This is a genomic window from Pedobacter sp. D749 (assembly GCF_019317285.1).
Classification (GTDB): Bacteria; Bacteroidota; Bacteroidia; order Sphingobacteriales; family Sphingobacteriaceae; genus Pedobacter.
On the sequence record NZ_CP079218.1, the window covers coordinates 4775675 to 4788940 of the forward strand.

Sequence of the window (13266 nt, forward strand, 5' to 3'; positions counted from 1 at the left end):
AGCCTTTAGTTGGTTGTAGGCAATACTGCCGGGTTAAAATTATCTTCAGTAATGTAATAGTATATTTTGCCGTTTGAAATAAACTGTTGTTCAATCTGCGTAGCTCTTTTAATCTGCTGAACTGACTGGTTTAATAATTTAATGTAAGTTTCAAACTCTTCCAGCGGCATTTTAGAGGTGTTCTTTAAATCACTTACCATGTATTTGGATAAAAACTCATTGTTTAAAGGCAAACCTGTAACCAGCTTAATGTAGTTACTTAAAGTCATGGCCTTGATATCACTGGATGATATTTTCATACCCAAAAACTGTTTAGGCATTCTTACATAGTTTTTAACCAGTTTCCTTCTAAAAGAAGACTGATCGGCCTGAAGGTTTTGCCCCAGCATAATCGAAAATACATCTACAATCTGCTTGTACTCCATATTATTTAATACAATAGCATATTGTAAATTGGAGCGGTTATTTTTTACTACATCAGCAGATAAGTTAGCAGTAGTGTAATATTTAAAAGCATTATGCGGCATGCGGTCTGCTACTTCTGCACCAACAGGTTCTGGCAATAACCCTTCTACCTCAGTAGATAGGTTTTTACGCGATATACCTGTTAAGCGGAAGGCGCTATCCAACGAGCTGATCTGGTTATAGATATCTGAATTGGTTTCTTTTACAAAACGGCGCAGGGCGATCGTCATACTCTGGTTTGAATTTACTGATCCTTTGGTCGGGAAAACCACCCCGCCCTGGATTAAACTGTTTTTAGGATAATCTAAATAATAAGAAATAGAATCCTGTAAACTTGTATTATAAGGCTGAAAACTTTTTAAACCTTCCCCTTTTACCATCGTATTTTTTCTGTATTCTGCAGAACGGATAGCAGACTCCGAAACGAGTTTGCGCGATTGGATAACAAAATCGTTAAACGACTGGTTAAAATCACTATACACCTGTAAAGCTAAAATGCGGGCATCAGCAAGGGCAACCTGTTCGCTCAGCTCATTAATCAGATAATTGTTCGTTCCACCTGAATTTCCGGTACTACCCACCAATATAATTAAGTTGGTTTCGTTCTTTTTCGCTTTAAATAAGTTTATCCCTGCTTTTAACGCGCTAAAAACCGGTTCTTCCGAAATCTCGCCATTACACCTCATGGTATTTTTTGCCTGGTTTGATAAGAAAGTCATCAATTTCCTGTAATCGTCCTGGATCGGGCTAACAAAAATACCCTGCTGTCCACATCCGGTTTCACCACGGTACACTACACCCCCAAAGTTTACTTTGGTTCCTTTACCAAAATCGCCCATAATATTTTCGAAAGAAGCAATAGTATTCGTCATTCCGGAGAAATACTTGGTCATTGGGCTTCCGCCATCCATTACGAACACAACATTTACTTTTGTTTTATTTTTGCGCAGCTTCAGGTAATCCTGATAGGAAAGTGAAGAACCATTAATAGTTAATAGCTTATTGTCTTTTTTGTTGTAAACATCTGCAGCAATACCTACCATGTTACTACCCTCATCATTTGAAACAACAGGCACACTACGCAGGATCAGGTTTTCTCTTGACAATAAGGGATCTATTACGAAAGCTGTTCCTTTATCCATGCCATTTTTAATGGCCAGTGCGGTAGAATCATCCGTATCATAGTCGCCTGGTTTAACGGAGGTGATGTACAAACGATCTCCCCAGCTATGTATAGCCTCGGCAGAAACCCATCCATAGATACTTTTTAAGGCAGTATCTGCAACCAGCTGGTCATCAGAACCGATCAGGTATTTTTTGCCATCTTCCGATTTTTTATAGATGTAGGCAATTTCGTGCAACCTCACCTTGGTGCGTCTGTCTTTAAGTTCAGGTGTGTTGTAAACCAAAATTGAATCGGTAGTATCGAAATAGAATTTCGGCTCGGTTAACGCATTTTTTCCGTTAACTATACCAATGGCCTTTTCAGCGTAACCCGTTTTTTGGTTAGAGAACGCACGTTGCCATAAAAGTAGTTTGGATTTGGCAATCCACCCATAACTGATGGCGCTTTTTTTATCGTTAATTTTTCTTCCCCTGATCATTCCGGCTTTATACTTGATCAGTTTCAGATAGCCATTTTGCTCTTTTGAAACATAAAAAGGTTCCATAAAGCTAATTTTTTTCATGATCAGGCTTCCACCAGGTGCTGTTGTCGTATAATTATCTTCACGATCGGAAAAAACAATCCACGGCAAACTGCTGCTGCGGGTGTTCTCGTTAACATTTATGCTTTCAGCTGGCCTTTCGTATGATTTAGGCATGTATTTTACTTTTTTGCCAAAGGATGCCGGTGATTGTGCATAGGCAAACGATATTCCTAAAAACAGGATGGTTAAGGCATAATATTTTTTCATATTCTTTGTAGATGAGCTTAAAATTAGGTTAAGATGTTAATCTATTTTGTTTTTGCCGGAGCATCAGTAGCTGCTGTTGCTTCAGGCTGGGCCGTTCCTGAGTGTTGTTTAATATTTAATAAACTTGCACAGGTAGAGTTGGGCTTAATGGTCAATTGTGCTTCATCCACCGCTATTTCTCCTCCAAAAGTCAGCCCCATACAGTACGAATAAATATCAGTCTGTTTTTTCTTACCATTCATTTCTACATTTACAGTTACTTTTTCGTTGCTGCACATGTATTTGTTAATGAGATAGTAATAATTTGCATTAAAATCAGCTCCGTTTGCAATGGCTTGCAGGCGTGCTCTGATATCATCAATGGTTTTACGTTCTCCATCGCCAGGAGCAACCAGGTCATCTACGATTTCGGCATTTGGATCAGTAATTAAAATGGTTAAAAAAGCGGGCTTACGGGCTTTATCCGACCGAAGACGAACTACGTATTTCCCTGGTGTGCGGTAGGTGTATAAGGCTGTTTTCCCTTTTACATCCACACGGCCAGTTTCGCCGAAGGACCATTCGAAGTCTTTTCCTTCTCCATCACCCTCAAGCCTGATCTCTTCGTTAACCAAACCAGCGGTAGGGCCACTAATGGTTAACACACTATCTACAGCCACTGTATGAACGGTATCGCGTACAGTAACCGGAAATTCCTGGCGGAGTTCCCCATCAACAGTTAAGCGTACAATGTAGGTGTCGGGTTTGGTGTAATGGTACGAACCTGTTTTTGTTGTGGCCTTTTCGCCATTACCAAATTCCCATAACCATTTCGAGGCCTTTGGGGTATTATCGGTAAAAACTAAATCTTCGTTTAAATAAATTTCATCCTTAAGGATTCTCGCATCAATTGTCCTTTTTTCGAACAATGAACTTTTAAATAAAAAGATCAGACCTGTTAAGAGCAGTACAGCCAGCAGGATGTAGAGAATAACATAGCCTTGCGAATTTGAATTAACTTGCTTGGTGTTTGTGTCAGACATAGGTAGCGTTTTTTTATAGGTTGTTTTGGTATTTTATCTTGCAGATATTGTTTGCTGTAATTGCCGTCTGTTGGTAATGCAATCATCTAACTGCTTTTTATGCAGCTCAATATCTGAAATATTTCTGTTTTGTTCTTGTCTATCGTAAAATAATCTATCGTATAACTGTGCAGTGTGAACAAAGATTTTATAGCGTGAATCTGATGCCTTGCGGTCAAACGCAGCTTTGATTGAACCTAATGAAAGCTGGATATCGTTCTTTAAAAAAACGGCCTGCACATTTGGGTTATAACGTGTGATCTGTTTAAATGTAGTATCAATAGTTGGCATGGTTTCTTTCACCATATTTTCGAATGCTTCGTTCTCGTTAATCTTAACTTCAAGTTCTGTTTTAGAAATTTCGTACTTCGATTTATCGGTATAAAAAATCCCAAAGCTCAAAAGCCCAACAGTGAAAACGAACAACGCTGTAAAAAACAAGAATTGTTCACGTCTTTCTTTTATGCTTATTTTAATCATGATGTTTTAATTACTTGCCTTACCTACCGTTTCTAATTCTTTGTGCTGCAGATTGGTTTGCCTTTTGGCACTCGTTTATACGTTCTTTGTACCGCTGGATATCACTCCTTGATTGGAAAAGCGAATCCTGTAAATCGGCCATTGCACCAACATTATTGTTTAGTTTTCCGTACAGATCGAAACTCGGACTTGGTTCTGTTTTTTTAGAAATTAATTCTTTTATCTTATTATTAGCGCTCTGGATATCACTAAGCAGGATACTTTGCTTGCTCATTTCATTTGCATTATAATCGCGATATTGGGCAAGTTCTTTGAAACGGACCTGAATAAGGTCAAAATTTGTATTGATATCTTTTCTTAGGTAAGATAGTTTATCGCTTTCCTTTACCTTTTTATCAAGCAGAGTATATTCATAGTCTGATGCGGCAAAAAAGAGATAAATACAGAGAATGGAAAAAAGCGTTAGAAATACAAAGTTGATAATGAACCTCGTATAGGAAGTTCTGATTTCGATGGCATTGATGGGTTTCATAGAGCATTAAATAGTTTTTACATAGCATTAGTTATCATATTAATCTGACATCTCTTTCACCTTAAATCACTCAAACTTTTTCAAATTAATATTGTCTATAACAATTTTTAATATTTGTTGTTTGATAATAAAAACGATTTTATTTCTTTTACTTTTAGCAAACTTTAAGCCAAACCCTTTATGTCTGAAAATTTTTACAACAAACCCTTCAGATTTAAGTCTCTTTTCTCAGGTACTGGGCTTCAGCCAACTGACCTTGGAAGATCGATTTCGCACCATATCGAACTGATCATTTTCACACGGTATGGGGAGCACCGGTTTCGCAACGACTTTGGCTGTGAAATATGGGACCTTGATTTCGAATTAATCGTGAGTGAAAGCCTCTGGGAGGAAAAATTCCGCAAATCGTTGCTTAAATCCATTACCGATTATGAGTTCAGGATCTATAATACTTCGGTTGAAGTGCGCATTACGGAAGTAGAAAATGTATATCCTTTGCGTAAGATAACAGAGATCAAAAAAAAGGTTGATATTAGTGTACGGGCACTGATAAAAACGACAGGCGAAAAATATTTTTTCAATACAGCATTATTCCTCAGCCCGCTATCTACCTAATCTAAAACGCCCCAAATATCCTACACATGAAACCAGTTTTTTACTCATCGAAAGATGAAATCCGAAATAGAATTTTAAAAAATGCCGAAGATTTTTGGAATGTTAAAGACAGTAACGACTTCGATCCGCTGGTTAGGCTGATTATTGAAGCCTTAAGCAACGAGCTTTTTAATGTTGCCAATGATGTTAAAAATTTAGAGAACAGGATTTTTGATAAGATCAGCCGCATTTTAGCCCCCGATCATTTAACTTCTTCGTTACCTGCTCATGCCATTATGCATGCCAGACCGATTGAGCAGCAGGATTATCTTTCCCCTTATTCGCAGTTTGCATTTAAGAAAAACATCCCTCAGGAAAACGATAAGGCAAAAAAAACCGATATTTTTTTTAGTCCGCTGCATACCGTAAAAGTAAATAATGCTGCTATAAAATATATTGTTACCGGAAATACCCTGTTTAATGTAGAACAATTGGGTAAACAGCCCATTCACAATACACTTCCCGGTACTTCGGTAGAGAAAAACACGATGTATATCGGTTTTAGTGGAATTAAAGACTGGATGGATTTTAATAAACTGAACTTATTTTTCGACTGGAAAAATTATTCGGTACCTGAAAACACTTATGATCTGCTCTCGCTGGGAAAATGGTTCTACAAAAATAATGAACTCGCGGCCTATACTGAACGTTTTATGGACGAGCCTTTAACGGGTAAGGTACAGGCACCTTTTCATCACAAGCAATTGCTTAATCTGATTAAAGCAGATGTTTTACAGTTTTACAGCAATAGGTTTATTACCCTGGGCGATCTTAACGACTTCAATATCGACGAAAGCGGGGAACTCCCTCCAGCGTTTTCAAACCTGTTCCAGCCAGCGGTTTTAAACCAGATCGACAATTCGGTAAAATGGCTTAAAGTAATTTTTCCGGCAGCGATAAACCAGGAAATGCTGAACGAGCTTCATATTTATATCAACGCGTTCCCGGTAGTTAATAAACGGTTAAGCCAGATTAAACACCGGCTTAAAACAATGAAAAATATTATCCCGATTAAAACGGAATCGCTTGACCAGATGCTCGCGGTAGAAAACCTGAAGGATAATAAAGGGAAAAGTTATAACGAAATTCCATACACCAACGAGAATGAAAAAGGCGATGGTTCTTTCTCGATCAGATACGGAGGAACAGAGCGTTTTGATACCAGGAATGCAAAAGAACTGGTTGATTATCTTTTTGAGCTCTTACGGGATGAAAAAGCAGCTTTTACAGCTTATGGACCTGATTTTTTAAGTACCATCCTTAAAAACCTGGAGCAGAATATTGCCCTGATTGAACAAAAAAGTCGTTCGGCGCTGAAAGATATTAAAGAGTTGCCAAGCTACATTGTATTAAAACCGATTGATGATGCGGACATTTTATTTCTGGATATCTGGGTTACCCAGGCCGAAGAAGCCAACCACATCAATGCGGGTAGCCGTTTAGTGGTATACGATAACAATAGAGTAAATGCTGAAAGTATCTTTTTATTAAGCCAAACAAAAGGCGGCCGGTCACGGTTGAATTCCACCAACCGGGTGCAGGCTTATAAATATGGCTTAACCACTGCCGACCGGATTATTACGAAAGCCGATGTGATCAATTTTTGCCGTTACGAACTGGGCAATAAGTTAAAGGGCATTACGCTTGCCAAAGGTTTGATTATGGACAATAAACCGAATGCGGGTTTTATTAAAACGACCGATATTCTGATCGAGCCTGCAGATCAGCTGAACCTAAGCACACAGGACTGGGAAGAACTGTTGAGTTTGACACTGGCAAAATTAAATTTAAGAAGCACCATGAATATACATTATCGCTTGCTGTTGAAGCCGACGATGTACAAGGTGGTTTAAAGTTTTTGATGTGGGCTATAATCCGCTCTAATACAAAAGTCGTCCTCTCGACCGCAGCAAAGCGAAGTGGAGAGATCTATATATACAGATTTAGCTATGCTGAGCAATTGTGGTTCTTGACTTCATTGCACTCTGCCCGACGGTATTATGAAAATATCGATCGTGTGGAATTGTTTGGTGCCTCGCAAGGGCAACCTTCCTCGGCTTGCCGCAGGCCATTATTAGTTAAAGATATACCGTATAACCCAGGTAAGCACTTTCACCACCCTCACTCAATACTGTTTCCTGATAATCGGGTGCGGTAAGGAGCTCTACATTTACTTCGGCATCAACAGGCATCAAATAACTGATAGCCATATCCAAAATGGCCCTGTTTTTCTGTCCGGGGATAAATTTAATTAGTTCCTGTGGCAAAGTAGGGCCAATATTAATGTTATACGCTTCGTGTTCGGGGGTAAAACTATCGCCTATGATGGTATCAATACCAAGTGCGCTCCCACCCAATTCCATCTGCATGTCTTCAGCAATTTTTACCGGGGTAATATTGGCTGTAGCATCGACAATGGTAAGTGGCAGGTTAAATAATGCGGTTAGCACCTTCGATACAAAATCGATGTCGTTTCGTTTCTGCTGAATCTCAGGCAGCAGGTGCATCCAGATAATACTCTGCTCTTTATTGAGCAGATTAAACTCATCCCAGCCAAATTCAAAAATCTGACTTAAATCGGAATAGGTTGTTTTTTTATCGAGCATATTCTCATATAGCTCGGTCATGATCCTTACATAATTGATCTCGGCATCAAAAGGCGTAAAAAATAACCTGGCCTCTTTTTCTTCCTCCCTCCTGTCTCTGATGTCTTTGACCATCGACTCCTCATCCATGCCCGCACTACCGGTTGGTGGACGGTGAAAAAGCCCCTCAGGCAACATATCATACAAACCTTCACGGTTGGTATTGATACGAATACGTTCGTGCCTTCTTTTTTCAGAATAATAAGTATTGGCATTTTCGATATCTTTCGCAAATGCACGTTTATCAGGCCCCAATGGGATAATTTCGATCCGATCGGCATCAATCACCTTACGTTCTATCAGGTCGGCGGCGTGGGCAACGGCCTTATAATCTGTAAATAGTTCGTTATTAATCAAAGTTTCTTTTTTCATTAAACTTTAAGGCTTCATTTTTGTTATAGGTTAAATTTTAATTATCGAAAAAATAACAATTATAATCAAATACTAAGATACTATATTTGTAGTACATCACATCTATAAAAATTTAATGGACGTTCAATCATTTTTTATCCGCTTTCTCTTATTCCCGCTGATTTTCATGGTATCAACAGCGGTGCTTTCTATCATTAACAAGAAGAACCAGTTTCTCAATAACAAACGACTCATCGTAAGTGTTCTGTTAATTGGCATTATTTTGGCCATCCCGGGTTTTTTAGGCTTTCTAAACTTCAATTTTATGCCCTGGGGTTACATTATCTGCTGTATATTTTACCTTTTAATGGGAACGGTTTTCGTTTACCTGTTAACCAAATACTACCCGAAGGATATGCTGGAGCGTAAAGTTTTTATCTTTTTTGCCACATTAATTTCGACTATTTTATCTGTTTATTTATTCCAACTGGCATTTAACTGGTTAAGTGCGGTAAACTTTGGGTGGTTCGGTGCGGGCAGTATTGCCTGTTTCTTTGTGCCACTTATTTTTTGGTGGGCCTATGTTTCCTTATTGGAGATTCCGTCTGAAATTTACAAAATCTGGAGATACCCTGATACGCCACTGGATATTAACATGGACCATGTAGACTTTAACCGTTTATTGGTATTGGAACTTGAGCTTTATAAAAAAAGCAGTGATCCGGAGCCTTTGAAAGTAAAGGTAAAAGCGGTAGAAAACATGAACTTCGGGATCTGGTTCCACAAGTTTATCGACGATTATAATTTAAAGTTTGCCAAAAGTCCGGTGGAATTCAGGAGCGACGATATGGAAAATTATAAATGGATTTTCTTTATTAAAACTTCCTTCTTTAAACGGAATATCTTTATTGATCCGGATCTGGATATCATTGAAAACGGAATTACCGAAAAAATGACGATTTACGCTAAACGGGTATCTGAAAATATTAACAAACCAAATGAAGTTGGAGAAAGTGCTATCTTTATCTAATCTATAATTAAAAACATCTACCATGATAAAGCCGCTAAAATATAAATCCATTAACTGGATTAATGGCATGAAGCTCTCCAGTGATCATTTTACCTTGAGTGATCTCTACTTGCAGGACTTTGTACGCGATGCCGCCTCTCTACATTTAAACAATAGCAATTACGGTTTTTTACCCCCTTTTGCGGGTTATAAAAGTTCGCATGATATCGAAATTATCGAAAAAGCAACTAACCATATAGAGGTGAGGGTAAGGTATTGTAATGCCATTACACCTGAAGGTTGCCACATTGATATTGTACAATCGGATAATATGGACACGCTGGTACACAACCACTATTTTGGGCAGTCGGAGCCGCGTAACTACGTTATTTTATTGGTAGTGAGTCCGTTTAACCGGGCGCCCGCTGGCACACCAAATCCTGAAGAAAGCCCGATTCGCTACCCTGAACTCACTAAAAGCTATTCCATCGCTGTTTTACCGGAAAGTGAAGTGAGTTCGCAAACAGCAGACAGCTATTTTCTAACAATTGGACAGGTTTATTATGAGAATGGCAGATTATCGATCAACAATAATTATATCCCGCCAAGCTCAACCATAACAAGCCATCCGGCATTAATCAGGTATTATGAGTCATTCAGTGTTTTATTGAATGATTTACAATTGGCTGCATTTAAGATTATTGATAAAACAGCAGGCCGCGATAATATTACTCCTCTTGGTAAGAATATCCGTCTGATTTCTGAAAAGATTGTAGATTATATTGCAGGTTTATTTTACGAATACCGAAACATTGCACACCGCGAATCGCCTGTTGTTTTAGCAGGTTACTTTTCTAGTCTGGCACATATCTTTTTTACAGCTATAAAACTGATAGATCCGCGTGAACGGGAAGAGCTGCTTAAATATTTTTACGAGTGGAAAGATGTAACTCCAGGAAACTTTGAAGAGCTTTTAGCTAAAACCATTGAATTGGTTTACGATCATAAACAGATTAACAACAGCATGGTAATGGCCAACGAATTTATGAATGTGTTGGTAGCCCTCTGGAATAAATTGAGTGGATTAGAATATATCGGGCAGCGCAAGGAAAATATTGTGGTTGCCGAACAGCAGGTTGTACAACAGGTACAAGCCAGAAAAACCTGGACTTTGCTGGATTAAATTATTTCTCGGAGTAAATTTTGTAATTAAGCTGTACCCATAACCCGGGTACAGCTTTTTTAATATAAATTAAAAAGCTATTCACTGACTTATACACTGCTTTGTCCAATCTTCTTCCATGACAACGTTTTTGAATGGCAATCTTGCTTTTCCATTATTTGGCTTTCACATCTGCTTTGCATCAATGACAAGTAATGGCAAGACAAAACAGCCACAGCACTATAAAACAAAGAAGACAATCGAAGTATGAACATTTGTATTACAAATTTGTCGATTATTAGTCATTCATCAGACCTAAATACATTTACTTTGCTTCCCTAACCAATATCATTATATGAAAAAACAAAACTCACTGACAAGTGTAACCAGGAAGGTTACTTTTGTTGTGGCTGCAACCTTGGTGTTTGCAAGCGCTACATGTTTAACAGGCTGTAAAAAAGACGAAAAGATGGCGCCAGTGCCAGTTACTGCTTCTACGAAACCAGGCGCAACGGTAGAAACCTACCAATCGGGTACACATAACGGCTTCTTTTGGTCGCTTTGGAAGAGTGACGGAGCAACCGGCACAGTCAATTATGCTAATGGTGCCGCCGGAAATTACAGCATTAACTGGAACGGGTTTAACGGTAATTTTACCAGCGGGAAAGGTTATTCGGTAGGGTCAACAACCTATAAAATAGGCTATAACCTGAGCACTTATTCAAACTCCGGAGGTGGTACTTTTGGCTGGTACGGATGGAGCAGAAGCCCTTATTATGAGTATTATGTGAATGAAACCTGGGGTTCGGTTTCACCTCATACCGGTACTTTCCTGGGAACATTTAACTCCGATGGTGCTGCTTATAATGTATGGACCCGATGGATGACAGGTAAAAATATCGACGGTGGTGACGGTTTTAGACAGATTTATAGCTCAAGGGTTACAAAAACTTCTACCGGACAAAATCACGTTATTACTTTTGCCAACCACTACAACAAATGGCAAAGTTACGGATATACGCTTGGTCAGTTAAATATTCCTGCAATTATGGTTTCAGAAACATGGGGCTCTAATACGAATGGCAATATCAACTGTACCATTTGGGCACAGTAAACATTTGTTTAAAAGGTCACAACCACATACTGTCCGGCTATTGCCGGCAGTATGTACTGTAAGTAATTCTGATCACTTACCTGGATTAAAAATGCTTTTATTATTTAACAATTAGTTACCATGAGATCCATACTTTATTTCCTTGCTTGTTTCATTTTTATCCTCGCCGCCTGCAATTCGTCAAATCCTAAAAAAATAGATGGAAATAAAAAATCACTGATCGGAAAATGGCATCGGTTTTCCACAGCAAATGGATATAGCGAATTTGATATTGATTCGCAAAATGTAGTTTTCTATAATCAAAAAGTGGGCCGGTTCAAACTTCCTTATAAAATAGAAAATGATTCCTTAAAATACCTTACCAAAGATTATGTTGCCAAGATTACAAACTACGGTGACTCTATTCTTTTGGAAGGAAACGATAGTACTAAAGCCGTTTTGCACAGGTTTAAAGAACCGAATATTCCTTTTAAAACAATTCCTGAACAAACAGATTCTTTATCATTTGCATCATACATCGCAGATTTCGATAAAAGATTAATCAGTGAGTTTGAGAAAGCCGGAATAAAGATTGCTAATGGTGCGGAAAAAGATCAGGGACCGGCATACGAAGAACTGTTGAAAAAAAAATCAGCAAATAGATAATAACATGAATTAAATGCTCCCCTAACTTTGTTTAAAGGGAGCATCTTAATTTTCAGGCGAAGCGCCATTTTCTTATTAGCCAGTAAGCCAGGCCAAGTGCCACTACCAGCCCTCCATTTTCAGCATTGTAGAAAAATTTCCCCAATGGTGTAATTTGCACCACATATTCGCTATTACTGGTATCAAGCAAAAGGGTGTTTCTTGTTGCCCAGCCTTGCTGATTGGTATTTTCCTCGTTATGGCTGGATGATTGAAGTTCTTGGGTATGCAAAGACTTTTTGCTTTTTAAGGCGCCGCATGCCGAAAGTACCATACAACAAGCCATCAATAGGTTTAACTCAGTTTTCATCATCCACTCCTTTCTTATTGGTCCAATCGGCGAAGTATTTGATGGCTTTTATTGACCGCCGTTTCCGGTACCCCCCATCTCCGTCCCTGCTGCCCTCCATATTGGTATTCCCTTCAATGGTAATCAGCCAACCGCCTTCCTGCCGTTCCACAAACCCACAGTGGGCTATACGCTTCAGGTGGCTGAAGTAGATGCCGAATACTACTGCGGGGCGTACCTGTTTGGTGCGTTTATAGAATGGAAATAAGGCCGGGCTGCAAGGTGTACGTGGTGCGGCGTAGCCGGCCTGGCCGAAAACCCAGCTTACAAAAGCCGCACACCAGGGGCTGCCCTGTTCAACACCTGTATAACGCAGGTATGTAGCTACCCGCGGCCCATCGTTGTGTCCGGAAAGTTCGCGCACACCTACTTCGTTTTTTGCAATGCACAACAGCTTTGCCCTATCTGGCATGGCCATGTTCGGCGCCTGGTTTATGTTATAGCGGCCAGGCAGGCTATGCCCGCTAAAAAGAGCAAAGCAAACGATGCCCAAAAAAATCTTAACTGTTGCCATGATGTGAGTTGTTTAAATCGTAAAACCATATCTGTTAAATTAAGCAGGCCAAGGCTGAGCCAAAAGCGGTACAAAAGCCACCAGGAAATTTGCATTAGGGCCACATAACACAACAGGCCAAGCAAAATTAGCTGCCAAATACCTGCATCGAGCAGGGCAGCGGTAGGTTCGAAGGTTCTTAATAAATTAGGGAGGGTAAGCCAGCCTAGAATTAAGATGATGGCCAGCATCAGTTTTTCGAGTAGTTGCCTTTTTGGCGTTAGCGCCGTTAAAGCCAGTTTTAATGTTTTCATATCTTTTCTGTTAAATAGCCCAAACCTGCAACATTGC

14 protein-coding genes are annotated in these 13266 nt (G+C 39.3%); 6 read left to right on the forward strand and 8 right to left on the reverse strand.

Annotation, left to right across the window (positions count from 1 at the left end):
• Positions 1-5: 5 nt before the first annotated feature.
• From tssR to KYH19_RS19545, 4 genes are read right to left on the reverse strand one after another with little or no spacing between them, the layout of a single operon-like run.
• Positions 6-2381 carry a type VI secretion system protein TssR domain-containing protein gene (gene tssR, locus KYH19_RS19530; RefSeq protein WP_219076317.1) on the reverse strand — a complete coding sequence of 792 codons (2376 nt, stop codon included), beginning with the start codon at positions 2379-2381 and terminating at the stop codon, positions 6-8.
• Between the two features lie 41 nt (positions 2382-2422).
• Entirely contained in the window at positions 2423-3403 is a 981-nt protein-coding gene (locus KYH19_RS19535) for a PKD domain-containing protein (RefSeq protein WP_219076318.1), read from the reverse strand.
• A gap of 33 nt (positions 3404-3436) precedes the next feature.
• Positions 3437-3922: a type VI secretion system transmembrane protein TssO gene (locus tag KYH19_RS19540; RefSeq protein ID WP_219076319.1), complete on the reverse strand. Its 486-nt coding sequence runs from the start codon at positions 3920-3922 to the stop codon at positions 3437-3439.
• A gap of 19 nt (positions 3923-3941) precedes the next feature.
• Entirely contained in the window at positions 3942-4454 is a 513-nt protein-coding gene (locus tag KYH19_RS19545) for a type VI secretion system transmembrane protein TssO (protein WP_219076320.1), read from the reverse strand.
• 180 nt (positions 4455-4634) lie between these two features.
• On the opposite strand from KYH19_RS19545, the gene KYH19_RS19550 reads away from it, so the two are divergent.
• Entirely contained in the window at positions 4635-5069 is a 435-nt protein-coding gene (locus tag KYH19_RS19550) for a GPW/gp25 family protein (protein ID WP_121284544.1), read from the forward strand.
• A gap of 26 nt (positions 5070-5095) precedes the next feature.
• Entirely contained in the window at positions 5096-6961 is a 1866-nt protein-coding gene (locus KYH19_RS19555) for a hypothetical protein (RefSeq protein ID WP_219076321.1), read from the forward strand.
• A gap of 225 nt (positions 6962-7186) precedes the next feature.
• Here the strand turns inward: KYH19_RS19555 and KYH19_RS19560 are convergent, their stop codons facing one another.
• On the reverse strand, positions 7187-8125 hold the full coding sequence (locus KYH19_RS19560) for a type VI secretion system baseplate subunit TssG (RefSeq protein WP_219076322.1): 939 nt from the start codon (positions 8123-8125) through the stop codon (positions 7187-7189).
• Positions 8126-8240: 115 nt separating this feature from the next.
• Here KYH19_RS19560 and KYH19_RS19565 point away from each other — a divergent pair, with 115 nt between their 5' ends.
• The 4 genes from KYH19_RS19565 to KYH19_RS19580 all read left to right on the forward strand — a co-directional run bounded on the left by KYH19_RS19565 (position 8241) and on the right by KYH19_RS19580 (position 12034).
• Positions 8241-9134: a TssN family type VI secretion system protein gene (locus KYH19_RS19565; RefSeq protein WP_121284547.1), complete on the forward strand. Its 894-nt coding sequence runs from the start codon at positions 8241-8243 to the stop codon at positions 9132-9134.
• 22 nt (positions 9135-9156) lie between these two features.
• Positions 9157-10296: a hypothetical protein gene (locus tag KYH19_RS19570; RefSeq protein ID WP_132399653.1), complete on the forward strand. Its 1140-nt coding sequence runs from the start codon at positions 9157-9159 to the stop codon at positions 10294-10296.
• Between the two features lie 334 nt (positions 10297-10630).
• Positions 10631-11389, forward strand: a complete 759-nt coding sequence (locus KYH19_RS19575; RefSeq protein ID WP_132399655.1) for a glycoside hydrolase family 11 protein — start codon at positions 10631-10633, stop codon at positions 11387-11389.
• 120 nt (positions 11390-11509) lie between these two features.
• Positions 11510-12034 carry a hypothetical protein gene (locus KYH19_RS19580; protein WP_219076323.1) on the forward strand — a complete coding sequence of 175 codons (525 nt, stop codon included), beginning with the start codon at positions 11510-11512 and terminating at the stop codon, positions 12032-12034.
• Between the two features lie 52 nt (positions 12035-12086).
• On the opposite strand, the gene KYH19_RS19585 is transcribed toward KYH19_RS19580, so the two are convergent.
• Genes KYH19_RS19585 through KYH19_RS19595 form a run of 3 tightly spaced genes read right to left on the reverse strand, consistent with a single transcriptional unit; the run spans position 12087 to position 13229 of the window.
• A complete protein-coding gene (locus KYH19_RS19585) occupies positions 12087-12386 on the reverse strand; it encodes a hypothetical protein (protein ID WP_219076324.1) in 300 nt (99 codons plus the stop codon).
• Positions 12373-12936, reverse strand: coding sequence for a peptidoglycan-binding protein (locus KYH19_RS19590; protein ID WP_219076325.1), 564 nt, complete (start codon positions 12934-12936; stop codon positions 12373-12375). Before KYH19_RS19590 ends, KYH19_RS19585 begins: the two co-directional genes overlap by 14 nt.
• Positions 12855-13229, reverse strand: a complete 375-nt coding sequence (locus KYH19_RS19595; RefSeq protein ID WP_219076326.1) for a hypothetical protein — start codon at positions 13227-13229, stop codon at positions 12855-12857. Before KYH19_RS19595 ends, KYH19_RS19590 begins: the two co-directional genes overlap by 82 nt.
• Between the last annotated feature and the right edge of the window lie 37 nt (positions 13230-13266).

What these genes read in the sequence shown, in the direction of transcription:
- tssR (WP_219076317.1), bottom strand. Translation starts at nt 2,381, where the DNA reads ATGAAAAAATATTATGCCTTAACCATCCTGTTTTTAGGAATATCGTTT.
- KYH19_RS19535 (WP_219076318.1), bottom strand. Translation starts at nt 3,403, where the DNA reads ATGTCTGACACAAACACCAAGCAAGTTAATTCAAATTCGCAAGGCTAT.
- KYH19_RS19540 (WP_219076319.1), bottom strand. Translation starts at nt 3,922, where the DNA reads ATGATTAAAATAAGCATAAAAGAAAGACGTGAACAATTCTTGTTTTTT.
- KYH19_RS19545 (WP_219076320.1), bottom strand. Translation starts at nt 4,454, where the DNA reads ATGAAACCCATCAATGCCATCGAAATCAGAACTTCCTATACGAGGTTC.
- KYH19_RS19550 (WP_121284544.1), top strand. Translation starts at nt 4,635, where the DNA reads ATGTCTGAAAATTTTTACAACAAACCCTTCAGATTTAAGTCTCTTTTC.
- KYH19_RS19555 (WP_219076321.1), top strand. Translation starts at nt 5,096, where the DNA reads ATGAAACCAGTTTTTTACTCATCGAAAGATGAAATCCGAAATAGAATT.
- KYH19_RS19560 (WP_219076322.1), bottom strand. Translation starts at nt 8,125, where the DNA reads ATGAAAAAAGAAACTTTGATTAATAACGAACTATTTACAGATTATAAG.
- KYH19_RS19565 (WP_121284547.1), top strand. Translation starts at nt 8,241, where the DNA reads ATGGACGTTCAATCATTTTTTATCCGCTTTCTCTTATTCCCGCTGATT.
- KYH19_RS19570 (WP_132399653.1), top strand. Translation starts at nt 9,157, where the DNA reads ATGATAAAGCCGCTAAAATATAAATCCATTAACTGGATTAATGGCATG.
- KYH19_RS19575 (WP_132399655.1), top strand. Translation starts at nt 10,631, where the DNA reads ATGAAAAAACAAAACTCACTGACAAGTGTAACCAGGAAGGTTACTTTT.
- KYH19_RS19580 (WP_219076323.1), top strand. Translation starts at nt 11,510, where the DNA reads ATGAGATCCATACTTTATTTCCTTGCTTGTTTCATTTTTATCCTCGCC.
- KYH19_RS19585 (WP_219076324.1), bottom strand. Translation starts at nt 12,386, where the DNA reads ATGATGAAAACTGAGTTAAACCTATTGATGGCTTGTTGTATGGTACTT.
- KYH19_RS19590 (WP_219076325.1), bottom strand. Translation starts at nt 12,936, where the DNA reads ATGGCAACAGTTAAGATTTTTTTGGGCATCGTTTGCTTTGCTCTTTTT.
- KYH19_RS19595 (WP_219076326.1), bottom strand. Translation starts at nt 13,229, where the DNA reads ATGAAAACATTAAAACTGGCTTTAACGGCGCTAACGCCAAAAAGGCAA.